The organism is Aurantimonas sp., assembly GCF_964217435.1.
GTDB classification, from domain to species: domain Bacteria; phylum Pseudomonadota; class Alphaproteobacteria; order Rhizobiales; family Rhizobiaceae; genus Aurantimonas; species Aurantimonas coralicida.
Window position 1 is genome coordinate 84,523 of record NZ_CAXPJM010000008.1, and the last position, 22,176, is coordinate 106,698.

General features: G+C 66.6%; 28 protein-coding genes. 20 read left to right on the plus strand and 8 right to left on the minus strand.

The window, feature by feature from the left end:
- Window positions 1-8: 8 nt before the first annotated feature.
- From ACEQX1_RS03655 to ACEQX1_RS03705, 11 genes are all read left to right on the plus strand, one after another.
- A complete protein-coding gene (locus tag ACEQX1_RS03655) occupies window positions 9-329 on the plus strand; it encodes a hypothetical protein (RefSeq protein ID WP_370195194.1) in 321 nt (106 codons plus the stop codon).
- Window positions 329-1,237, plus strand: coding sequence for a hypothetical protein (locus tag ACEQX1_RS03660; RefSeq protein ID WP_370195195.1), 909 nt, complete (start codon window positions 329-331; stop codon window positions 1,235-1,237). Before ACEQX1_RS03655 ends, ACEQX1_RS03660 begins: the two co-directional genes overlap by 1 nt.
- Window positions 1,234-1,905 (plus strand): Gp138 family membrane-puncturing spike protein, encoded by a 672-nt coding sequence (locus ACEQX1_RS03665; protein ID WP_370195196.1) that lies wholly within the window; start codon window positions 1,234-1,236, stop codon window positions 1,903-1,905. Before ACEQX1_RS03660 ends, ACEQX1_RS03665 begins: the two co-directional genes overlap by 4 nt.
- A complete protein-coding gene (locus tag ACEQX1_RS03670) occupies window positions 1,902-2,276 on the plus strand; it encodes a hypothetical protein (RefSeq protein WP_370195197.1) in 375 nt (124 codons plus the stop codon). The genes ACEQX1_RS03665 and ACEQX1_RS03670 overlap by 4 nt, the downstream gene beginning before the upstream one ends.
- Entirely contained in the window at window positions 2,273-3,160 is an 888-nt protein-coding gene (locus ACEQX1_RS03675; protein ID WP_370196516.1) for a hypothetical protein, read from the plus strand. Before ACEQX1_RS03670 ends, ACEQX1_RS03675 begins: the two co-directional genes overlap by 4 nt.
- Window positions 3,157-3,954, plus strand: a complete 798-nt coding sequence (locus ACEQX1_RS03680; protein ID WP_370195201.1) for a DUF2612 domain-containing protein — start codon at window positions 3,157-3,159, stop codon at window positions 3,952-3,954. Before ACEQX1_RS03675 ends, ACEQX1_RS03680 begins: the two co-directional genes overlap by 4 nt.
- 19 nt (window positions 3,955-3,973) lie before the next feature.
- Window positions 3,974-4,879: a hypothetical protein gene (locus ACEQX1_RS03685; RefSeq protein ID WP_370195202.1), complete on the plus strand. Its 906-nt coding sequence runs from the start codon at window positions 3,974-3,976 to the stop codon at window positions 4,877-4,879.
- Window positions 4,876-5,916 (plus strand): hypothetical protein, encoded by a 1,041-nt coding sequence (locus ACEQX1_RS03690; protein WP_370195203.1) that lies wholly within the window; start codon window positions 4,876-4,878, stop codon window positions 5,914-5,916. Before ACEQX1_RS03685 ends, ACEQX1_RS03690 begins: the two co-directional genes overlap by 4 nt.
- A complete protein-coding gene (locus ACEQX1_RS03695) occupies window positions 5,916-6,329 on the plus strand; it encodes a hypothetical protein (protein WP_370195205.1) in 414 nt (137 codons plus the stop codon). Before ACEQX1_RS03690 ends, ACEQX1_RS03695 begins: the two co-directional genes overlap by 1 nt.
- Window positions 6,326-6,616 (plus strand): hypothetical protein, encoded by a 291-nt coding sequence (locus ACEQX1_RS03700; protein WP_370195206.1) that lies wholly within the window; start codon window positions 6,326-6,328, stop codon window positions 6,614-6,616. Before ACEQX1_RS03695 ends, ACEQX1_RS03700 begins: the two co-directional genes overlap by 4 nt.
- A gap of 183 nt (window positions 6,617-6,799) precedes the next feature.
- Window positions 6,800-7,522 (plus strand): peptidoglycan-binding protein, encoded by a 723-nt coding sequence (locus tag ACEQX1_RS03705; RefSeq protein ID WP_370195209.1) that lies wholly within the window; start codon window positions 6,800-6,802, stop codon window positions 7,520-7,522.
- Here ACEQX1_RS03705 and ACEQX1_RS03710 read toward each other — a convergent pair.
- On the minus strand, window positions 7,512-8,039 hold the full coding sequence (locus ACEQX1_RS03710; protein ID WP_370195211.1) for an HNH endonuclease signature motif containing protein: 528 nt from the start codon (window positions 8,037-8,039) through the stop codon (window positions 7,512-7,514). The genes ACEQX1_RS03705 and ACEQX1_RS03710 overlap by 11 nt on opposite strands.
- Window positions 8,040-8,086: 47 nt before the next feature.
- Here ACEQX1_RS03710 and ACEQX1_RS03715 point away from each other — a divergent pair, with 47 nt between their 5' ends.
- The 5 genes from ACEQX1_RS03715 to ACEQX1_RS03735 are packed head-to-tail and all read left to right on the plus strand — an operon-like array spanning window position 8,087 to window position 9,793.
- Window positions 8,087-8,404, plus strand: a complete 318-nt coding sequence (locus ACEQX1_RS03715; RefSeq protein ID WP_370195213.1) for a hypothetical protein — start codon at window positions 8,087-8,089, stop codon at window positions 8,402-8,404.
- A 2-nt stretch (window positions 8,405-8,406) separates the two neighbouring features.
- Window positions 8,407-8,763, plus strand: coding sequence for a hypothetical protein (locus tag ACEQX1_RS03720; RefSeq protein ID WP_370196518.1), 357 nt, complete (start codon window positions 8,407-8,409; stop codon window positions 8,761-8,763).
- A complete protein-coding gene (locus ACEQX1_RS03725) occupies window positions 8,760-9,005 on the plus strand; it encodes a hypothetical protein (protein WP_370195217.1) in 246 nt (81 codons plus the stop codon). The genes ACEQX1_RS03720 and ACEQX1_RS03725 overlap by 4 nt, the downstream gene beginning before the upstream one ends.
- Complete coding sequence (locus tag ACEQX1_RS03730) at window positions 8,981-9,454, plus strand: hypothetical protein (protein ID WP_370195219.1); 474 nt, start codon at window positions 8,981-8,983, stop codon at window positions 9,452-9,454. Before ACEQX1_RS03725 ends, ACEQX1_RS03730 begins: the two co-directional genes overlap by 25 nt.
- Before the next feature lie 15 nt (window positions 9,455-9,469).
- Window positions 9,470-9,793: a hypothetical protein gene (locus ACEQX1_RS03735; protein WP_370195220.1), complete on the plus strand. Its 324-nt coding sequence runs from the start codon at window positions 9,470-9,472 to the stop codon at window positions 9,791-9,793.
- Window positions 9,794-9,857: 64 nt separating this feature from the next.
- On the opposite strand, the gene ACEQX1_RS03740 is transcribed toward ACEQX1_RS03735, so the two are convergent.
- The 3 genes from ACEQX1_RS03740 to ACEQX1_RS03750 are packed head-to-tail and all read right to left on the minus strand — an operon-like array spanning window position 9,858 to window position 10,743.
- The gene (locus ACEQX1_RS03740) at window positions 9,858-10,103 is read right to left on the minus strand and encodes a hypothetical protein (RefSeq protein WP_370196519.1); all 246 of its coding nucleotides are present in this window, start codon (window positions 10,101-10,103) and stop codon (window positions 9,858-9,860) included.
- Window positions 10,094-10,501, minus strand: coding sequence for a thermonuclease family protein (locus ACEQX1_RS03745; protein ID WP_370196557.1), 408 nt, complete (start codon window positions 10,499-10,501; stop codon window positions 10,094-10,096). Before ACEQX1_RS03745 ends, ACEQX1_RS03740 begins: the two co-directional genes overlap by 10 nt.
- Entirely contained in the window at window positions 10,501-10,743 is a 243-nt protein-coding gene (locus ACEQX1_RS03750; RefSeq protein WP_370195223.1) for a hypothetical protein, read from the minus strand. The genes ACEQX1_RS03745 and ACEQX1_RS03750 overlap by 1 nt, the downstream gene beginning before the upstream one ends.
- A gap of 415 nt (window positions 10,744-11,158) precedes the next feature.
- On the opposite strand from ACEQX1_RS03750, the gene ACEQX1_RS03755 reads away from it, so the two are divergent.
- From ACEQX1_RS03755 to ACEQX1_RS03770, 4 genes are all read left to right on the plus strand, one after another.
- Window positions 11,159-13,906, plus strand: coding sequence for a LysM peptidoglycan-binding domain-containing protein (locus ACEQX1_RS03755; protein WP_372521421.1), 2,748 nt, complete (start codon window positions 11,159-11,161; stop codon window positions 13,904-13,906).
- A gap of 230 nt (window positions 13,907-14,136) precedes the next feature.
- Window positions 14,137-15,951: an ABC transporter ATP-binding protein/permease gene (locus ACEQX1_RS03760; protein WP_370196558.1), complete on the plus strand. Its 1,815-nt coding sequence runs from the start codon at window positions 14,137-14,139 to the stop codon at window positions 15,949-15,951.
- Between the two features lie 111 nt (window positions 15,952-16,062).
- Complete coding sequence (locus ACEQX1_RS03765; protein WP_187391868.1) at window positions 16,063-16,761, plus strand: phosphatidylserine decarboxylase; 699 nt, start codon at window positions 16,063-16,065, stop codon at window positions 16,759-16,761.
- A gap of 5 nt (window positions 16,762-16,766) precedes the next feature.
- Window positions 16,767-17,597 carry a phosphatidylcholine/phosphatidylserine synthase gene (locus ACEQX1_RS03770; RefSeq protein ID WP_024350491.1) on the plus strand — a complete coding sequence of 277 codons (831 nt, stop codon included), beginning with the start codon at window positions 16,767-16,769 and terminating at the stop codon, window positions 17,595-17,597.
- A gap of 8 nt (window positions 17,598-17,605) precedes the next feature.
- On the opposite strand, the gene ACEQX1_RS03775 is transcribed toward ACEQX1_RS03770, so the two are convergent.
- The 4 genes from ACEQX1_RS03775 to radA all read right to left on the minus strand — a co-directional run bounded on the left by ACEQX1_RS03775 (window position 17,606) and on the right by radA (window position 22,079).
- Entirely contained in the window at window positions 17,606-18,346 is a 741-nt protein-coding gene (locus ACEQX1_RS03775) for an SDR family NAD(P)-dependent oxidoreductase (protein ID WP_187391867.1), read from the minus strand.
- 35 nt (window positions 18,347-18,381) lie between these two features.
- Complete coding sequence (gene purF / locus ACEQX1_RS03780; protein WP_009209368.1) at window positions 18,382-19,833, minus strand: amidophosphoribosyltransferase; 1,452 nt, start codon at window positions 19,831-19,833, stop codon at window positions 18,382-18,384.
- Between the two features lie 122 nt (window positions 19,834-19,955).
- A complete protein-coding gene (locus ACEQX1_RS03785) occupies window positions 19,956-20,570 on the minus strand; it encodes a CvpA family protein (RefSeq protein ID WP_009209369.1) in 615 nt (204 codons plus the stop codon).
- Between the two features lie 120 nt (window positions 20,571-20,690).
- The gene (radA, locus tag ACEQX1_RS03790) at window positions 20,691-22,079 is read right to left on the minus strand and encodes a DNA repair protein RadA (RefSeq protein ID WP_024350493.1); all 1,389 of its coding nucleotides are present in this window, start codon (window positions 22,077-22,079) and stop codon (window positions 20,691-20,693) included.
- Between the last annotated feature and the right edge of the window lie 97 nt (window positions 22,080-22,176).

A 22,176-nucleotide genomic window follows, 5' to 3' on the forward strand; every position in this document is an offset into this window, starting at 1 on the left:
AGCTTCCAGTGATTGACGCGGCGGATCAGGAGTTCTCCGTCGTGCTGCTGAACCGCCGGGCGACGTTCCGGCTGCGCTATGCGCCGTTCTCGGATCGCTGGTCGCTGGACCTGTCCCTCGATGACGAGCCGGTCCTGCACGGGCGCCGGATCGTGCTGGGGGTCGATCTCCTGGCGGCGTTCAACTTCGGCATCGGCCATCTGGTGGCCGCCACTGCGCAGGAGGGCGGTACGGCGGCGCCCGGTCGCGACGAACTGCCGAACGGCGTGGTGCGGCTCTACCACTTCACCGATGCGGATATCGCAATGGCCATCGCGGCGAGGGGCTGATGTCGGCCTTCTATCTGCGGAAGGCGCGGGTCTACCTGCGCAAGAACGGCAAGGTCGTCCACACCATTAACCCGGGCGACGAGACCGACGAGCAGATCCAGATCCAGTTCGCCATTTCCAAGAGCCTGTCCTCGACCGCGAACACCGCGCTGATCGATATCTGGAACCTCGCCGAAGGCACACGGAACGCGATGGGCAAGGAGTTCGACGGCATCGTCCTGGAGGCCGGCTACATCCCGCCAGAAGGTGGATCGAACGTCGGTGTCATCTTCGCTGGGACGCTGCGGGACGTCGAGCACAAGCGCGACGGCGACGACATCATAAGCACCGTCCAGTGCGGCGATGGGGACGCCGCGATCCGCCGGGCGACGATCAACAAGACCTTTCCGGCCGGGACGAAGGTTGGCGAGGTCGTGGATGAGCTGCAGGCGCAGTTCGAGAAGGAAGGCATCGCCCGCGGCGAGGTGAAGGGGCTGGACGATCTTCCGGCGTTCAAGCGACCCTATTCGGCCTGCGGGGATTGCTCGCGGGAGATGGACCGGATCGGTCGCAGCAACAAGCTGCACTGGTCGATCCAGAACGAGACGTTCGAGGTGGTGCCCGGCGATGGCTATCTCGGCGGTATCGCGCTCCTGACGCCATCGACCGGCCTCATCGGCGTGCCGTCCATCACCGACAACGGCGTGAAGGCCGACGCTTTTCTCAACCCGCAGATCCGGCCCGGCCGCCGGGTGCAAATCGAGAGCGAGACGCTGGAGATGAATGCCGAAGGCGGGATGTACCGCGTCGGCTCCTGCGACTTCCAGGGCAACAACCGGAACGGCGACTTCAAGGTGTCGATCCATGGCGAGCGCGTGGCCGGCGGCAAGGTCGACGAGGGCGTGGCGAAGGAGAAGCTGAAGCGATGAGCGGCCACGGCTATATCGGCAAGACCAACACCCTGTTGGAAGACCTGATCGACACACGCATCAGGAACGAGCGCGAGGACCAGTGGGGGCCGATGGATGGCGAGATCGTCGCCTTCGACCCAGCCAAACAGACCGCCACCGTGCGGCCCTTCTACAAGAAGAACCTAGCCGGCGTCCCGACACAGGTGGCGGACCTGCAGGAAGTCCCGATCGAGTTCCCGCGGGCCGGCAACGGCGCCATCACGCATCCGGTGAAGGTCGGCGATCGTGTCCGGCTTACGCCGAAGATGCGGGACAGCACCAGCTATGACGTCGATGGCGGCGCCTACGATGCGGCGTCCGAGCGGTCGTTCAACCTGTCCGACATGACGGGGACGGTCGTCGGCGGCGACAGCATCTCGAGCCCGATCCAGAACTTCGACCCTGCGAACACGCACATTCGGTTCAGCGAGGATGGATCGTTCGGGCTCCGCGGCTCGGCCGACGGCAAGTTCAAGATCGAGGGCAGCGAGGGCAACCTCTACGACATCCTGGCGACGTTCATGGAGCTCGTCGCTTCCGATCAACTGGCGATCGCCTACGGCTCGTCAGCCGGCACCGGACACGCGCTGCAGAACCGCGCAGCGCTGATGGACCTGGCGGCGAAGGTGAGGGCGATGGCACTATGACGGTCTCCCGCATCGGCCTCGCGTTGCGCCCGAACGAGAACGGCATCCACGACCTCGCACTGACCGCTGACGGCGACCTCGACATGGTGCAAGACGCCGAGGCTATCGGCCAGCACGCCCGGCAGCGGGTGATGACCTATGCTGGCGAGTGGTTCATCGACACGACGTGCGGCGTGCCCTGGCTCGACCAGATCATGGGTCGGCAGTTCGACCCGGCGCTGTCCGAGAGCGTCATCAAGAAAGAGCTGATCGAGACCGACGGCGTGACGGCGATCGAGGCGTTTTCGCTCTCGTTCAACCGCACGCTTCGCGGGATCAACGTCACCCGCGCGACGCTCGCGACCGAATACGATGAAGAGGCCCAGGTATGAGCTACGGCGTCCAGCCCACCGGCTTCGTCCGCAAGAACCTCGCTACCATCCTGTCCGAGATCGAACAGCAGATGGTGACCGAGTTCGGCCCCGGCGTGATCCAGACGCCGCAGAGCCCCTTCGGTCAGTTGAACGGGCTTCTGGCCGACATCATCACCGAGCTCTGGGAGATCGGGCTGCAGGCCTATCAGGCGCGCGACCCGGACCAGGCGGAGCAGGTCAACCTCGACGCGCTCGGCCGCTATCGGCTCGTCAGTCGCAACGGCGCATCCGACGAGGCCTATCGGCAGCGGATCACCAACGCCGGGCAGGCGAGGGTGGACGTGCAGGACATCGAGGCCGCCGTCGCGAGCATCCCCGGCGTCTCCTACGTCATGGTCTTCGTAAACGGCGGCGGCGAGATCGATGAGAACGGCGTCCCGCCCGGTGGCCTGGCCATCGCGGTCATCGGGGGAGATGACGAGGACGTCGCGAACACCATACGCAGCTTCCTCGTTCCCGGCACCGTCACCTACGGCAACGCCGTGGTGGACTCGCAGATCGATGGCTACTGCCGATCCCTCTACATCGTACGGCCGATCGATATCCCGGTGACGCTGAACGTCCAGGTTCGGGTTTCCGCCGACCGCTTCAACTGCCCGGCGCCGTCGCCGACCGCCGTCCGCAACGGCCTCGTCGCCGACTGGATGGCGACCCGGACGAACGGCAAGGACGTCACCTTCTATGCTGTGCGGCAGCTTATCGAGAGCCGGCACGATGGCGTCGAAGTGGTCGGCATCTCTGCGTCCCGTGACGGTCTCGATCCGCTGGGTGTGGCCAGCATCGGGTTTATCGAGATCGCATCGCTGACCACCGACCTGACCACCGTCGAGGTTGTCGCGTGAGTGTCGGCGATATGGTCGAGCCGCGGATCGACCGAGTCCTCACCCAGTATCGGGAATCGCCGAAGCTCCTGCATGTGATCCGCACCGCGCTCCGTCAGGTGCAGGAGGCCGCCGAGGCCATCGACGCCATCCCGTCGTTCTTCGAGATCGAGACCGCAGTCGGCGACCAGTTGACGCTGATCGGCAAGGCGCTCGGCTGGCCGCGCACGCATTGCGTCTGCGACGTTCAGCCGGTGTTCGGCTTCGAATGCGAGGGTGTGGAGCTTGGCTATCTGATCGCCGGCTTCTGCGACGACAATTCGACGTGGGCCGCCTGCGATGAGCGCGGCTTCTCCGACGTCACGCTTGAGGACGACGATCTCTACCGGAAGTTCCTCAAGGTACGCCGCTACCAGTTCATGCGGCAGTTCGATCGGGCCAGCCTGACGGCCGCGATCCAGACGCTCTGGGGCGAGACGGCATTCATCATCGACGACGCGAACCGCCGAGTGGTGATCGCGCCCGGCCGGGAACTGACCGCCGCAGAGATAGCGGTCCTGCAGCTCTATCCCCGCGTCCTGCCGATCGCGCTCGGGATGAAGATCCGCTTCCATTTCGGCACGCGGTTTCCGGTGTTCGGCTTCGGCGAAGGCTGGGGCGGCTTCTGCGAGCCGTTCCTCGATGACCCGGCACTTGTCACCGAGAGCGGCGACCTGATCACCGACGACAACGGTAATGCGATCTCCGTCGGCCCGATCACCCAGGGTGCGGATTGGGTCTGCCCGATCGACGTCCACCCGTATTCCTGCAACTGACCTTCCAGAGGGCTCCTAGATGGCCGATTTCGACGTCCCGTTCGGACAGGATTCCGAGCGCCGCTTTCCCACGTCCACCGAACGCGAGAACGGCTTCCCGTGTGGCGCCGCCGATCAGTCCCTGTTCAACGGGCTGATCTGGCAGCTGCAGGCGGAGCTTGGGGCAATCCATGACGAGGCGGGCATCGCCGGCGACGACTCCACGTCCAGCACAACCGTCGATGCGATCCTCGCGCTGATCGCCGCGGCGACCGGCGGCAACCCCGCTGGATACGTGCTGATGACGCAGGCACGGGCACGGCTGCCGGTCTATCCCGAGGTGCTGAATACCGACGGCCGGATCGTCGTCACGGCGCCATCCACGGGAACCGTGCGGCTGCCCGGCGGCGTGGACTTCCTCCATCGAGGGATTTTCAGTGTCACCACGGCGCAGACCGATTTCCTGACCGATCCGTCGAAGACCTATCACCTGCGCTGGGATCAGGTGAACGGGTTCCGGCTCGTCGACACCGCATCGGGCACGTACAACCCCACGGCGCTGGTCGAGACGAACGCGGCCTTCGACTCCACCTACGACGACATGCTGATCGCGCGGGTGATCACCAATTCGTCCAACGTCGCGACGATCACCAACCTCGCGAACAAGGCTCGGCTCCGCCTGATGGTCGAGAAAACGACGGTCGAGGTGACGGCCGCGCCCACTGGCGCCGTCGGCTACACCTGCAACTTCGCGCGCACGCCGCGCGCCTATCTGTCCGAGACCGACGTCAGCCCGGCCTCCGATCCGAACGCCGAGCACATCATTGGCTTCACCCGGACCGTCAACCGCTATGGCGGAACGGCGCGCACGCTCGGCTATGTCCCGGCTAACCCGCCGGGCTCGAACTACGTCAACGGCACGTTCAAGCTGGAGCTCGACGCATGAGCAATCTGCGGATCGACGAACTCCCGGCCACCGTCAATCCGAGCGCGCAGCACGTCTTCCCGGCTATGCGGGATGGGCTCGCGGTCAAGCTGACCGTGGATCAGGTGAAAACGCTGATCATGGCGGCGGTGGTCGATGCCGCGCCTGCGACGCTCGACACGCTGAACGAACTGGCGGCCGCTCTCGGCGATGATCCCGACTTCGGAGCGTCAACCGCGGCTGCGCTAGCGAACCGGGTTCGCGTCGATGCAGCGCAGGGTTTGACCGATGCACAGAAGCGGCAGGCGCGCGCCAATATCCTGGCTGACACGCTGCCGGGACACATCTGGGGACTGACGACCGGAAACAACGCAGCCGATCCAACCAACGATATCGACGTTGCCCTGGGGTATGCGGCCGACGTGTCGAACGAAGTTCGGCTTGTCCTCCCTGCCGCCATGACCAAGCGCCTCGACGCGCCGTGGGCTGCGGGCTCGGGCAATGGCGGTCTGGATACCGGCTCGATTGCGGACGGAACCTACTTTTCCCATCTGATCGGCAAGGCAGACGGGACGACCGATGTCCTTCTGTCGGCATCGCCGACGGCCCCGACCATGCCGAGCGGCTACACGTTCCGTCGCCGCATCGGCTCCTTCATCCGGTCAGGCGGGGTGATCCGGCCATTCTACCAGATCGGCGATCGGTTCCTCTACAAGACCGAAATCGTCGACCGCACTTCCACGGCGGCGGCGGACACCGCGCTGACGATGAGTGTGCCCACCGGCATCGTGGTCTGGCCGATCTTCAGGCAATCGCAGAGGCAGGCCACGACAGGGCAGGCGGTGACGTTCTTCGCCGATGGCGTGGCCGGGGCGCTGAAGCGGCCAGTGGTCGCCACGACGCTGGTTGATCATTTTGCCGTGGCCCCGGTGGACGGGCTGTTCGTCACGAACACATCGGCACAACTCGCCATCCAGGTTTCGTTCTCTGGCGGTTCGCTCAGTTCGAATTCCACCGAAACGCAGGGCTACATTGACCGCCGCGGGAGGGACGCCTGATGCCTTATGTCGAGCGCGACGAGGCCGGTAATATCGTCGGCGTCTATGCCAACGCCCAGCCGGGCTTCGCTGAGGAGTTGCTAGAGGGTCCGGTCAGCATGGCGCCGCCTCTCGCCCCCCCTTCGGCGCCGACCATTGCGGCGGCGGCCTTCGGCCTGGCCGTGGCGGATGGCGACATCAGCGGCCTCGACGGCGGCTTCAATATCGGCGGGGCGATCTACTTCGGCCCGGGTGAGTACCTGGTGTTCTTCATCCAGCCGATCGAGGGGCGCTATGCGCCCGTCTTCATGGCGGGCGGCTCGGTGGCGATGAGCGCCACTGCGGCCGACGCCTATTCCATGACGATCGAAGCGCGCTCCGACGGCGTTCTCGCCGACCCGGACGGCTTCAGCCTGCAGGTGTTCAAGCTATGAGCGAGGAAAAGACCATGGCGAAGGTGTTCTACGAGGAAACTGTCAACGGCGAAACCGTGCTGCGCAATTACACCACGACGGCGCAGGCGCTGCCCTTCGCGCTGCCGGTGCGGCCGGGTGCAGGCAAGAAGTTCTGGACGTGGCCCGCGGTCAGCAATGTGCCCGGCGTCATTGCCTGCGACTTCACGGATGCGCCGGTCGTCGGCACGCCGACCCAGAACGTCGCGGCGATCGCGGCCATCACGGCGGCGCCGGAAGATGTCCTGATCTGGCAGCCGGTCGAGTAAAGGCGGCCCGACAGCGTCATGTTTGGGCATGGGCGCTACCGGGCCTGATCGCAAGCCGGGGGGATTATCCGTCAAGCGACTGCCTCACCGTAACACACCATCCGGCGCCCGCGAGGCGCCTTTCTCATGCCCGTCCCGGTCCATCCGCGGCGGGCTTTTTCATGCCCGCAACGGAGATGGTCCATGACCTTTGAACAGTGGCTGCAAAGCCGTCTGACCGCGCACGGTTTCCCGTGTGGCGCGATCGACGGCATCATCGGCCCCGTCACGCTGGCCGCTCTCAAGGCATTCGAGCGGGCGCACGGCCTGACGGCAGACGGCACGGCCGACCCGAAGGTGGTCAAGGCGCTCCGGGCTTCGGCATCGGCCGTATCGCCCGCGACAATGGCGGATCTCCCCGATCGCGATACCGAGCAGGACGAGGCACCCGGAACGGTCAAGAACAGCTGGCCGCGCCAGCGGGACGTGTCGAGCTTCTATGGCGCCGTCGGCACCCGGCAGACACGGGTCGAGATCCCGTTCGACATGGTTCTGGCGTGGGACAAGAGTGTCCGTATCCGTCGGATCACCATGCACGAGAAGGTCGCGGAATCGGCGGAGCGCGTGTTCCAGCGGCTCGCCGGCCTCTACTCCACCCGCGAGCGCGAAGACCTCGGCCTCCATCTGTTCGGGGGCTCGCTCAACGTGCGCCGGATGCGCGGCGGTTCCGCCTATTCGATGCACTCATGGGGCATCGCGATCGACTTCGATCCGATCCGCAATCAGCTGAAATGGAAAGCGCCGCGCGCCCGTCTCTCTCAGGCGGACGCCGTGCCTTTCTGGAAGTGCTGGGAGGACGAGGGCTGGCTGTCGCTCGGCCGCGCCCGGGACATGGATTGGATGCACATACAGGCAGCTAGGCTCTAGCGCGGCCTGATCCCTTCCGCCCGCCGAGATGCTTCCAACTGTACCCGCGCCGAATGTCACTGACTGTCGGCACGGAAACTCCATAGTCGGCTGCAATTTCAATCAGCCTGCGGTCGTCGGCAATGATCGACTTTGCCTGATCCTCGGTGAGCTTAGCCATTCCGTGGGTCTCGCCGCGATCCTGACGGCTCTTGCCAACCTTGTCGGCCATGTTCCCGGGCTGGTCGCCGAGGAACAGGTGGTCTGGGTTCACACAGAGCGGGTTGTCGCATTTGTGCAGGACGTGCGCCTTCTCCGGTATCTCGCCTCGGTAAAGCGTCCACGAAACACGATGCGCCCGATGCTGAATAATTCCGGCTGGCCGCATGGTGAAGCATCCATATCCGCCGCGAAGCTTGAAGACCGGGCCGGACCACAACCAGCAGCCGCTGTTTGGCTCCGGACTGATGAAGAACCCGAACGCGGATTCCAAGTCTTTCGCAATCTCGTTGCGGCGGCTGAATGGGCGCTTTGACATAGCGCCATTCTGTACGTGTCACAATCATAATTCAAGGAACACCGGCCATGAAGCCGTTCGCATTGGTTGCCTGCGCTGCCGCTCTCTCCGGCTGTGTCTCGGCCAACCCGCAGATCCCGGTTCCGGTGTCGGCGCAGCTCGCCCGCATCTGCCAGTACGAGCCGTTGGCGCACACCGCCTTCGTCGTCCTGACGCAGAACAGGGCGGTCTCGCCTCGGATCATCGCGGCCGAGCGCAACGCGCACATCGTCGTCACCCGCATCTGCGCCGATCCGCCGACCGATGCCGCGACCGCTCTCGCTGCAGCCTCGGCCGCCTATGCCGACGTGCTGGCGGCGCAGGCTCTCGCACAGAAGGAGGTCTGACCATGGACAACGTTCTCGACATCACGCTCGCCATCGTCCTGCCGCTGCTTGCCACGGTGCTGACGACGATCGCCATCCCGGCGGCCATCGCCTGGCTGAAGGCGAACAACGTCATCAAGGACGAGGCGCGGGCAAATCTGCTGCAGTCGGCGCTGGAGAATGCGGCGCTGACGGCCATTGCGCGGGCAGGGGGCGCGCGCGTCATCCCGGCGGTGACCTCGGACGCGACCGGGGCTGCGATCGCCTACGTGAAGTCCTCAGTGCCCGACACGGTGAAGACGCTTGGGCTGTCCGACAGCAAGATCGCCGATCTCGTCGTTCCGCATATCCAGCGGCAGATCGACAGGGTGACGCGGTGAGCGTCCTGTCCTGGCTGTTCTGGGGCATGGTGGCAGGGCTGGCGACCATCGCCATCCTCGCGCTTGCCAGTCAGCCCGTACCGGCAGCGCCGACGCCGCGGCAGCCGCTGCGCCTGGCCGACCTCGATTGCGACCGCGCCGGAACCGTGCCGGCGATCCGGCTCGATCGGGAGGGGCGGATGGAGGTCTCCTGGCGAGACGGGCGCGGTTGCGTCCGGTGGTCAATCTGGGTGCCGCGATGATTGTCTTCCGGGTCTATCGCGGCATCGCGGACCATTTCCCGATCCGCTTCACCGAATGGGTGATGATGCTGCCGACCTTCGGTATGGCGGCCGCATTCAAGGCTTCGCCCGATATGTTCGCTGTGTCGCCGTCATTCGATCTGCTCGGGCGATGGGCGGAGGAGGCGACCTGGGGGCTGATAGTGCTCGCCTGCGGCGTGGTGCGACTGGCGGCTCTGACCATCAACGGGACGTTCAAGGGCTTCCGCTTCTCGCCGCATCTGCGGTTCGGGGCGTCGCTCGCCGGTATCGTCTTCTGGTCGCAGTTCACGCTCGGCTTTCTCATCGCATGGCTCACCGGCCAAGGCGCCCCGTCCGCGGTCGTCGCCTATGGGACGTTCTGCGCCATGGAGCTTGCGAACCTCGTCCGGTCGGGCTCCGACATCGGCAAAGACATCCGGGGCGGGTAGTGCATGGACTGGAGCGTGATCGACTTCGAGAAGGCGGCCAACGGCATCCTCATTCTCGTCACCGGCCTCTTGGGCTACTTCGGAATTCGAAAGGGGCTTCGCGCTCCGTCCCGTTCGCAGGAGAACGATGGCCACACCGTCGAGGTGGCCGGTGCGCTCGTGGATAGTGCGGCCGTGCGGCAGTTGTCCGGGGAGGTCACCGGCCAGGCGATCGCCATCACCGAACAGAGCGTCGCGATCAAGGCGCAGACCGAGGCCATCCGGGAATCGTCACGCGCCACTCTGTCGCTGAAGGAGGAAGTCCAGGAGCTGCGCCACGAGATGAGCCGACGCCGCTGACCGTCCATCGTCAAACCATACCGGCCCGGCTGCCCTTCGTGGGTAGCCGGGCCTTTTTCTGCGTTCAGCGCCCCGGCACCTTCGCCTGAACCCGCCCGCTGACGTTCTTGCTTCCGCAGGCAGCGCATTTGATCGGCGGTCGCCAGTTGATGTGCACCTGATTGCGCCCCCAAAGCCGGATGGCCTTGTCGAGATCCAATGCGAGCGTCCGATGGCAGTCATCGCAGGCGTAGGCGATCCCCATGCCGTTGTCGGCCAGCTTCCCCAGGCAGTCGATGACGCCCGGATCGGGTGACGGCTCTACCTGCACCAGCGATTGCCCTGGTTCGGCCACGGCTGCGACAGGCCCTCCTTGATCAGCACCTGACCAGCATCCCGGCCATCGGACAGGATGACGTTGGCGAGCTCGCGCCCGTAGCGCCCGCGGCCGCCGGTCCACTCGATACGATACCCGCCGGCCATCAACTGCCGCAAGCGGTCGCGCGCTTCGAGCCCGAGCCGCTTTTCCGCGGCGCATTCCGGCTGGCTGATCTCTGGGGTGTCGACGTTCAGGGCGCGCCACTTCACGCCCTTCTCCCATCCTGTGTCGCCATCGACAATGCAGGTCAGCTTGCGCGCCGCCCGATCTCCGCCGGAGCAGACGGGGATGGTGCCGGCGAGGGCGGGCGAGAGCATCATCGTCAGGATGATCGTGAGGGCTGTCCGCATCAATCCCATTCCCTGTTCACGGCATTCCATGCGTCGGCGACGTCAGCATAGCCGATCGCCCGCAGCAACTCGTCGATCACCTGGGCGCTGTCGGAGCGGGCCACGGCAGGATCCGCGACCTTGGCGATCAGATGGAGTTCGGCGATCGCCTTCTCGCGGGTGTCGGCATGCTCAAGTTCGAAGCGGGACGACGGGTCGTCGTGTGGTTGATCTGGGTCACCGGACCATGGGCTGCTGGGCATCGGCATTTCCCCCTTTTCGCAGGAAATCCGCAAAGTGCGGACTGCGGTGCGCTAGGGACCGAATGTAAAGTGCTGTTCGGCAAAGGGAAATCGAAAGGTGGCGGGCTCGTATGGCTTCCCTTAGCAGGGGAGCGCCTTCGACCACTCGGCCACCTCTCCAATTGCGCGGATTACCCGTCGTGGCACGTGCTTGCAAGGGCGTGGGCGAGAAAACTCGTGGGGAATCGCCGTCTTCGGCAATTTCGTGCGTTCTCGGACATGGGGCGACGGGTGGCGGCGGGCCTGCGCGCCGGGCCGGCGCAGTTGGGCGCGACGGGGTTCGCTTGTGACCGGGTCGGGGCTTCGCTAAAGATCACAGGGAGTTGTCCCCGCGGTTCAGCGGCCGTGCGATCGGGGCGGCGGCAATGGTGTGATCATGCAGAAAAAAGCTTTCGGAATCGTCCTCGTCTGTCTCGTGCTCCTGGCGGCGATCGTCGCCGGCTACTGGGACATGCTGAGCAGTGAAAAGCTGCGGGTGGCGCAACGCGGCGATCCGGCCGAGGTGACGGACGAGAATGCCGGGGCGGACGCTGGCAGCGAGGCAGTTGATGCCGCGCCGGTCCAGGACGATTCGACCGAGATGGCCGCGGCCGATTCCGAAGCGGATGCGGACACTGCGTCGCCTGCTTCACAAGGAGCGGACGAGCGGTCGACCGCCGAGGAAGACGCGACCGCTTCGGCAACGTCCGATGCGACGCTGTCCGTCGAGGGGAACGAAGAGGCAGGGCAAGACGCCGAGGCGCAGCGACAGCCGAAGACGGCACAGGCGCAGGTCGCGAGTGCGGGCGAGGGGGATCAGGGATCTGTCGAGGATCCCTCGGTTTCCACCGAAGCCGGTGCGGTCACGGGGTCGGATGTCACGACCACCGCAGGCTCGACGCCGTCGGTCAGTGATGATGCCGGCGATTCGGACGCGAGCGCTGCGAAGTCTGTCGCGGATGCGGCGGCGAACGCGGACGAGGTCGGTGCCGTTAATTCGAGCGGCGGCGTTAATTCGAGCGGCGGCCTTGATGCGAATGAAACGGCGCGTCCCGCCGGAACCGAATCTGAGGGCGACAACCGAACGGTCGCGGAGGCGCGCGATGCCGGTTCGGCGCAGAATGGCGACGCGGCCGCGACCCCGACAGCCGGTGCGGACGTTGCCGATGTATCGGAGACGTCTGGCAACGGTCGTACGGAGGACGGGGCGAGCGGCGATCCGGTGACGGCCGCCAATGAGACCGGCGCCGTGGAGAATCCGGCGGCGGCCGATTCAGCCGAGGCTGCCGCTGCCCCTGCCGCGAATGCCGGAAGTCGTGACGCTGGCCGCGCCGACGGCGGGGCCGAATTGGCTGCGGATGCGCCGCGTTTCGACCTGCTGCGGGTCGAGCCCGATGGCTCCACTATCATTGCCGGGCGCGCGCCGGCCGACAGCCGCATCGCGCTGATGTCGGGCGAGACGGTGCTCGGCGGCGATACGGCCGGGATCGGTGGCGATTTCGCGGTGGTTCTCGATGCGCCGCTCCCGCCGGGCGATCATGCGATCACCATTCGCGCGACGTCACCGGACGGCACCGTCACGCGCTCGCAGGAAACCGCGATCGTCAGTGTTCCGCCGCGCGATCGTCCGGGCGAACTGCTGGCAATGGTCGAGGCGCCGAATGCGCCGACCCGGCTCATCGAGATGCCGGCCGCGGGTGCAGACGCCGCCGCGACTGGCGCTGCTTCTGAAGCAGCGCAACCGGCTCTGCCATCGGAGGCGGCTGCAGCGTCCGAGTCCGAGGCCGAGACGCCTGAGCCGGCGGATGCGGCCGGTGCATCTCCCACGCCGAGCGAGACAGTTGCGCGTCTGCGTGCGGAAGGCGGATCCGCGCCTGCGGACACGGTCGCGGACGGTACCCCGTCAGTTGCGGTCCCGGCGGAGATTGCAGCGGACAATGCAGCCGGCACGTCGGGCGAAACGGATGTGGCCGGGACCGATGCGCCGGTGCAGCCGGGCGGCGCCGTCATGCTGCCGCGCGACACGAGTGCCAACGCCGTACCGTCGCGCCCGTCCACGGTGCCGCTGCTGCGGGTCGAGGCGGTGGAGGTCGAGGGTTCGCAGGTCTATATCGCCGGGGCCGCCGAGCGCGGGGCCCGCGTGCGGGTCTATGTCGACAACGTCTTCCTGGCCGAGGACGAGGCCGGCTTCGGCGATCGGTTCCTGGTCACCGGCGATACCGGCATGAGCGTTGGCGAGCATCTGGTGCGCGCCGACCAGATTTCGCCGGACGGCCGCGTCGTGGCCCGTGCCGAGGTGCCGTTCACGCGCCCCGAGGGCGCGACCGCCGCGGCCGTGGCGCCGGCGCAAGATCGCGCGCCGCAGGAGAAAGCGTCGCAGGACAGTTCGGCTTCGAACGCGGCCGGGAGCAATGAAGAGGCTTCGTCGGCAAGCGAACCGGACGCGTCGTCGATGGCGGATGCTGGGAATGCGAGCCGGGCGGCGGACAGCGCCGGGCCCGTGGATATGAGCGAGACCTCTCCCGAGGCCGGGACCGAGAAATCCGGCCGGGTGACGGTTGCGGACGCCAACGAGACTGCTGCCGGTACGCCGGATGCAGCCGCTGCGGCTCCGGCTGAACCTGGGGCCGGCGTGCCGGACGCAGGCCGGGTGGCCGCGCGCGACACCACCGGTGAGGAAACCGGCGCCGCCGTCGATGCAGCGGCGGGCGCGTCGGACGGTTCTTCGCCGACGGTCGTGGCGTCCGAGGCTCTCGAGAGTGCGGTCGCTGCCACCGGTCCGGAGCAGGCCGACGCGCAGACGCCGCAGACCGATCCCGCGGGCAGCAGCGCCGGGGATCAGCCGGAAGCCGAGGCGGCGGTCGACGGCGAGGAGGCCGACGTCCCGGTCAACCGGCAGCCGGCGCTCGCCAATGCGGATGGGCGCGTGATCATCCGCAAGGGCGATACGCTCTGGGAGATTTCGCGGCGGACCTATGGTGAGGGCCAGCGCTACACGGTCATCTATCTCGCCAATGGCGACCAGATCCGCGATCCGGACCTGATCTATCCGGCGCAGGTGTTCCGCCTGCCGGAGACGCCGGCGGACGGCGATGCCGGGGACAATGCCGGTGCCATCGAGGCGAAGGGCGACGGCGAAGGCTGATCGCGCCGCGTCGCGCAGGGCGGCGCAAGGCCGCAAGATGCGCGGCGTCGTTGTATTCGGCCGGGCGGTGATCTAGACGCGGGCGGACACAGACCAGACGTCGACGGCGCGGCGGGACAGCCCGGCGCGCCGCTTCGTTGGAAAGGATCGACGTGGCGTCAGACCCCGGTAAACGCGTGTCCGGCGATAGCGGCCGGACCTTCGAGACGCTGGCCAATCTGTGGCCCTATATGTGGCCGTCGGAGCGCCCGGACCTGCGGATGCGCGTCGCCTATGCGACGATCTTCCTCGTCCTTGCCAAGCTCCTGACCGTCCTCGTCCCGTATTTCTACAAATGGGCGACCGACGCCCTCGACGGCGCGGATACGGCGACGGAATGGCTGCCGCTGGCGCTGACCGGCGCGATCACGCTGGTCGTCTCCTACAATGTCGCGCGGATCATCTCGGTCGGGCTCAACCAGTTGCGCGACGCCCTGTTCGCGCGGGTCGGCCAGCATGCCGTGCGGCGGCTCGCCTACCGTACCTTCGTGCACATGCACCGCCTGTCGCTGCGCTTCCATCTGGAACGGCGCACCGGCGGCCTGTCGCGGATCATCGAGCGCGGCACCAAGGGCATCGAGGCGATCGTCCGCTTCACCATTCTCAACACGCTGCCGACGATCCTGGAATTCGCGCTGGTCGCGATCATCTTCGGCTTCGCCTACGGCCTGTCCTATCTCGCGGTCATTGCGGCGACGGTCTGGCTCTATGGCTGGTTCACCATCAAGGCCAGCGACTGGCGGATCGCGATCCGCCGCGACATGAACGATTCCGACACCGACGCCAACACCAAGGCGATCGACTCGCTCCTGAACTTCGAGACCGTCAAATATTTCGGCAACGAGGGCATGGAGGCGGAGCGCTTCGATCATTCAATGGCGCGCTACGAGACGGCGGCGACCCGAATCTGGACCTCGCTCGGCTGGCTGAATTTTGGCCAGGGCGTGATCTTCGGCGTCGGCATGGCGATCGCCATGGTGATGTCGGCGATGGAAGTGCGGGCCGGCACCCAGACGCTGGGCGACTTCGTCTTCATCAACGCCATGCTGATGCAGCTCTCGGTGCCGCTGAACTTCATCGGCTTCGTCTATCGCGAGATCCGGCAGGGGCTGACCGACATCGAGGCGATGTTCGGCCTGCTCGAGGTCGATGCCGAGGTGAAGGATCCGGCAGGCGCGCCGGCGCTCACCGTCACCGAGGGCGCGATCCGCTTCGAGGACGTGCGCTTCGGCTACGATCCGGCGCGCGAGATCCTGAAGGGCATTTCCTTCGAGGTGCCGCCGGGCAAGTCGGTGGCGATCGTCGGACCGTCCGGCGCCGGCAAGTCGACGATCTCGCGACTGCTGTTCCGCTTCTACGATGTGAAGTCCGGCCGCATCCTGATCGACGGCCAGGACATTGCCAAGGTCCAGCAGGCGTCGGTGCGCGGCGCCATCGGCATCGTCCCGCAGGATACGGTGCTGTTCAACGACACGGTTCTCTACAACATCCGCTACGGCCGGATCACGGCCACCGAGGACGAAGTGCTGCGGGCGGCCGAACTGGCGCAGATCGCCGGCTTCATCCGCGAACTGCCGGAGGGCTTCAACTCCATGGTGGGCGAGCGCGGCCTGAAACTGTCCGGCGGCGAGAAGCAGCGTGTCGCCATCGCCCGGACCATCCTGAAGGCGCCGCCGATCCTGGTCCTGGACGAGGCGACCTCGGCGTTGGACACCCATACCGAGCAGGAAATCCAGACGGCGCTCGATCTCGTCTCGCGGGAGCGCACGACGTTGACGATCGCCCATCGCCTGTCGACGATCATCGACTGCGACGAGATCATCGTCCTGAAGGCCGGTGAGATCGTCGAACGCGGTTCCCATCGCGAACTGCTTGAAAATGCGGGGCTCTACGCCGAAATGTGGGCGATGCAGCGCGAGGCCAGCGAGGCCGAGGAAGCCCTGCGGCGCGCCCGCGAGGCGGACGAGTTCGGGATCGTCGATCGCCGGCGCACGCCGGAGACGTGATTTCGGTTCTCGTAAGTGGCGCAGAGGAACCGTCTTTGCTTTGCCGCCATTGCCCCTTATCCGACCGGCAGGCGCAGCCGCGTCGCCAGTTTTGAAGGAACCAGACAGCCAGTGACCATCTTCACCTCGATCCGCAACGCGCTCGTTCCGATCCACCGGGCGGGCTATCCGTTCATCGCGGGCTTCTTCGTCGTCTCGCTGGTCCTCGGCTTCCTATGGGAGCCGCTGTTCTGGGCTGGCCTCGTGCTGACTGCATGGTGCGCCTATTTCTTCCGCGATCCCGAGCGCGTCACGCCGGTCGCCGAGCATCTGGTAATCAGCCCGGCCGACGGCCATGTGTCGCTGGTCGGCCACGTCATGCCGCCGGCGGAGCTCGACCTCGGCACCGAGCCGATGCTGCGTATCTCGGTGTTCATGAACGTCTTCGACTGCCACGTGAACCGCGCGCCGATGCGCGGCCGGGTGCGGCTGATCTCCTATCGCGAAGGTGAGTTCCGCAATGCCGAGCTCGACAAGGCCAGCGAGGTCAACGAGCGCTCCTCAATGGTGATCGAGGGACCACGCGGGGAGATCGGCGTGGTGCAGATCGCCGGGCTGGTCGCTCGCCGCATCATCTGCTGGTCGAATGTCGAAGACCGGATCGAGGCCGGCGAGCGCTTCGGCCTGATCCGCTTCGGTTCGCGCCTCGACGTCTATCTGCCGGACGGCTTCGTGCCGCGGGTGGCCGAGGGCCAGCGCGCCGTGGCGGGTGAAACGATCATCGCCGAGTTCGGCGAGAACCTGAAGACGTGGCCGTCGAGGCGCGACTGATGGCGATCGAGTCGCCGTTTCCGCCCTTCGATCCGGGCAAGCCGGACGCCGAGGATGACAAGGTTCGCCGGCGCATCCCGTTCCGGCATATCGTGCCTAACCTCATCACCATCCTGGCGATCTGCGCCGGGATGACCGGCATCCGGCTGGCCTTCGAGGGCCGGTTCGAGCTGGCCGTCGGCATGGTGCTCGGCGCGGCCCTGCTCGACGGCATCGACGGGCGCGTGGCGCGCCTCCTCAAGGGGCAGAGCCGGTTCGGCGCCGAGATGGATTCGCTTGCCGACATCGTCAATTTCGGCGTTGCGCCCGGGCTCGTGCTCTATGCCTACATGCTGCACGATGCCGGCTCGCTCGGCTGGATCGCCGCGTTGCTCTACGCCAGTGCCAGCGCGCTGCGTCTGGCCCGCTTCAACACCATGCTCGACGACCCCAAGCGGCCGAAATGGCAGTCGGCCTTCTTCGTCGGCGTGCCGGCGCCGGCGGGGGCGGGCATGGCGATGTTCCCGATCTATCTGAGTCTCGCGGGCTTCGAATCCGGCCTGCCGGAGGTCACCGCGGTCGTCGCCTCGGTCTATCTGGTCTTCATCGGGCTTCTGATGGCCAGCCGCATTCCGACCTGGTCGGGCAAGGGCGCCGGCATCCGTGTGCGGCGTGACTACGCCATCCCGATCATGCTGGCGGTCGTCTGCTATATCGCGGTGCTGTTGAGCTTCTTCTGGGCGACGGCGACGCTGACGGTGCTGGTCTATGGCGCGTCGATCTTCTTCTCGGTCCGCGCCTATCGCCAGCGGCAGAGCCGCGAAGCCGGACGCAGCATGTCCGGCATGTCGCTGTAGCGCAACCCTCAGGCGGGGTCGCGATAATCCAGGAAGCGATCCTGCCGCACGTCGAACAGCTTGCCCGTCGCGGTAACGTCGGCGAAGGCAAGGGGCACGATCTTGGCCGCGACCTCGCGCGGGGTCGGCAGGGTCTTGGCGTCCTCGCCCGGCATGGCCAGTGCGCGCATGGCGGTGCGGGTGGCGCCCGGATTGACCGAGTTGACGCGCAGCGGCAGGTTCTCGGTCTCGTTGGCCCAGGACTTCACCAGCGCCTCGCAGGCGGCCTTGGTGGCCGCATAGAGCGACCAGTAGGCCTTGGCCGAATGCGCCGCGCCCGAGGACATGATGATGGCGCGTCCGGCGTCGGACTTGCGCAGCAGCGGGTCGGTGGTACGGATCAGCCGCCAGGTGGCGTTGACGTTCACCGTCATCGTCTTGTCGAAGACCTTCGCCTCGATGTGGCCGATGGGCGCCAGGACGCCCAGGAGGCCGGCATTGGCCACCAGCACGTCGAGCTTGCCCCAGCGCTCGTGGATTGCCCCACCGAGACGGTCGATGCCGCCCATGTCGGTCAGGTCCAGCGGCACCAGGGTGGCCGAGCCGCCCAGCGCCTTGATCTCGTCGTCGAGTTCCTCGAGACCGCCCACCGTGCGCGCGACCGCGATCACATGCGCGCCCTCGGCGGCAAGGCCCTTGGCGATCTGGTAGCCGATGCCGCGCGAGGCGCCGGTGACCAGTGCGACGCGATCTTGAAGCTGCTTTGTCATCTGCTGTCTGCCGGTAATGGATATGGTCTGGGGTCTCAGCCGGCGCCGCCGAGCAGCGTCAGGGGACGGACGTTCTCGACGCCTTCCTGATCGGTCAGCGAGGTCGGATAGTCGCCGGTGAAACAGGCGTCACAGAATTGCGGGGCCATCTTGTTGCGCGACGGCTCGTCGGTCGCCCGGTAGAGCCCGTCGATCGACAGGAAGGCGAGGGAGTCGACCTTGATGAAGTCGGCCATTTCCTCGACCGTCATGCGCGAGGCGAGCAGCTTGGCCTTTTCCGGCGTGTCGACGCCGTAGAAGCAACTGGCACGCGTCGGCGGCGAGGCGATGCGCATGTGCACCTCGGTCGCGCCGGCCTCACGGACCATCTGGACGATCTTCTGGCTGGTGGTGCCGCGCACGATTGAATCGTCGACGAGGATGACCCGCTTGCCCTCCAGCATGCGCCGGTTGGCGTTGTGCTTGAGCTTCACGCCCATGTGGCGGATCGAATCCGTCGGCTGGATGAAGGTCCGGCCGACATAGTGGTTGCGGATGATGCCGAGCTCGAAGGGCAGGTTGGATTCCTGCGCGTAGCCGATTGCCGCCGGAACGCCCGAATCGGGAACCGGCACGACGAGATCGGCCTCGGGATGGCTCTCGCGGGCCAGTTCGCCGCCGATCTTCTTGCGGATCTCGTAGACGTTGCGGCCCTCGACGGTGGAATCGGGCCGGGCGAAATAGACATATTCGAAGATGCAGAAGCGGGCGCGCCGCGCCTGGAACGGGAAGATGCTCTCGATTCCGTCGTCGCTGATGACGACCATCTCGCCGGGCTCGATGTCGCGCACGAAGTCGGCGCCGATGATGTCGAGGGCGCAGGTCTCGGACGCCAGGATCGGCGAGCCTTCGAGATCGCCGAGGACCAGCGGGCGAATGCCCAGCGGGTCGCGCACGCCGACCATTTTCTTCGACGACAGGCCGACCAGCGAGAAGGCGCCTTCGAGCCGCGTCAGCGCGTCGACGAGCTTTTCCACGAACAGCCGGGCCGCACTGGTGGCCACCAGGTGCAGGATCGTCTCGGTGTCGGAGGTGGAGGAGAAGATCGAACCGCGGCGCTGCAATTCGCGCTGCACGGTCATGGCGTTGGTGATGTTGCCGTTGTGGGCGACGGCGAAACCGCCGGCCGACAATTCGGCGAAGAAGGGCTGGACGTTGCGCAGGCCGCCGCCGCCGGTGGTGGCGTAGCGGGTGTGGCCGATGGCCGAGGAACCGGGCAGGCGCTCGAGGACCGCCTGCTTGGTGAAGGTATCGCCGATCAGGCCGGCGTGGCGCTCGACATGGAACTGGCTCCCGTCGAAGGAGACGATGCCGGCCGCCTCCTGGCCCCGGTGCTGCAGGGCATGCAGGCCGAGCGTGGTCAGTGCGGCCGCATCGGTCCGTTTGAAAATGCCGAAAACGCCGCACTCTTCGTGCAGCGAGTCATCGCCGAAAGGCGTGTCATCCATCGATTTTATCCGCCGTTTGCCGTTGTCGGTCGGCCGTCCGTTAGATGCCCCACCCTATACGCGCTTATGTCGTCGCATGCGAGGCGGTGAGCGAAGAGATCATGCCGCGGCCGCAATGCCGGCTAGTTCGCCGGCTGCGCGGGGGTGTCGGTGCCTTCAATGACACCTTCGATCGAGGTCGGCTCGCCGGGCGTCGCCGTGCCCTCGGGAACGCCATCCGCATCCTGCGGTCCGCGGATGCTGTCGAGGATGACCTCTTCCGGGTTGTCGGGCAGGGCGGCCACGAGCTGCTGGCCGAGATTGTCGAGGAAGGGCTTGGAGCGCGCGCCGGCGATCCAGTCCGGCTGGTTCTCGGGGGCAAGCCAGTTGAAGAAAAGCATCGCCACGACGACGAGGAGCAGGCCGCGCACGGCGCCGAAGATGAAGCCGAGCGTGCGGTCGAGCGCACCGATGCGGCTGTCGATGATGAAGTCGGCGATGCGCAGGGTGATAAAGGAGACGATGATCAGGACGACGAGGAAGATCGCTGCGGCGGCTGCCACCATGGCGACGGTGTCCGAGGCGATGTACTCGGCGGCATAGGGGGTCAGCGGCTTGTAGAAGAAGAAGGCCGCAGCCGCCGCGACGAGCCATGAGACGACCGACAGGATCTCCCGCGAGAAGCCGCGGACCATGGCGAGCAGCGCCGAGACCAGCATGATCGCGAAGAGAATCGCATCGAGAAGCGTGACGGTCATGAAGGATGGCCCCGTAGGCATATGGATCGTGCGGGCGGGCGCGGGATCGTCCGGGCTGCCCCGCTCGCCCACGCTGTAGCGCTTTTCATGACAGTTTTACACTAGGGACTTGCCGGAAAATCAAGCCTCGCTTCCATTGCCGCCCGCCGCGACCCGCGCGACGAGATCGGGCAGGGCCTCGATCTCATTGGCAACCATGTCGCGGGTGCGCGGCAGGTCGGGACTGCCCGACGGCAGGACGGCCTGCCGGAAGCCCAGCTTTTCCGCCTCCTTCAGCCGCTGTGCCGCCTGGCCGACCGGGCGCACCGAGCCGGACAGGCTGATCTCGCCGAAATAGACGCAATCGGCGGGCAGCGGCGCGCCGCTGAGCGAGGAGACCAGCGCTGCGGCGACGGCCAGATCAGCCGCCGGCTCGGAAATACGGAAGCCGCCGGCGACGTTGAGATAGACGTCGTGCTGGCCGAGCCGGACGCCGCAATGGGCCTCCAGCACCGCCAGCACCATGGCCAGCCGCGGCTGGTCCCAGCCGAGGACGGCGCGGCGCGGCGTGCCGAGGGCCGACGGCGCGACGAGGGCCTGGATCTCGACGAGCACCGGCCGGGTGCCCTCCATGCCGGCGAAGACGGCGGCCCCGGCGGCCTTCTCGTTGCGCTCGCCGAGGAACAGCTCGGACGGGTTCTGCACCTCGCGCAAGCCGAGATCGCCCATTTCGAAGACGCCGATCTCGTCGGTGGGACCGAAGCGGTTCTTGACGGTGCGCAGGATGCGGTAGTGATGCCCGCCTTCACCTTCGAAATAGAGGACGGCGTCGACCATGTGCTCGACCACCCGCGGGCCGGCGATCTGGCCTTCCTTGGTGACGTGGCCGACGAGGATGACGGCGGCGCCGCTGGCCTTGGCAAAGCGGATCATCGCCTGCACGCCGACCCGCACCTGGGTCACGGTACCGGGCGCCGATTCGGCGAGGTCGCTCCACAGGGTCTGGATCGAATCGATGATGACGAGGTCGGGACGCCGCGCCTCGGCGAGGGTCGCCAGGATGTCCTCGACATTGGTCTCGGCCATGAGCTGAACGTCGGTATCGGCCGCGTTGAGCCGCTGGGCGCGCAGCCGCACCTGCGCCACCGCTTCCTCGCCCGAGACGTAGACGACGCTGTGCCCGCGCCGCGACAGGGCGGCGGCGGTCTGCATCAGGAGGGTCGACTTGCCGATACCGGGATCGCCGCCGATCAGGAGGGCGGAGCCGCGCACGATGCCGCCGCCGGTCGCCCGGTCGAGCTCGTCGATGCCGGAGACAATGCGCGGCGCCTCTTCGAGTTCGCCGGACAGCGGCAGCAGCGCCGAGGGCGTGCCCTTGCGGCGACCGCGCTGGGGCCCGCCGCCGATGCCGCCGGAGGCGTTCTCCTCGACGACGGTGTTCCATTCGCCGCAGGATTCGCACTTGCCCTGCCAGCGCGTGTAGACCGCGCCGCAGCTCTGGCAGATGAAGGAAGGTTTCGCTTTGGCCATGGCGCCTTCTTGGTTTCCAGGCGCCCGTCAGTCAAGAACAAAACAAAAACAAGCCCACGGTCGACCCGGCATCGAGAGGCGATTTCAGGAGCTGCGC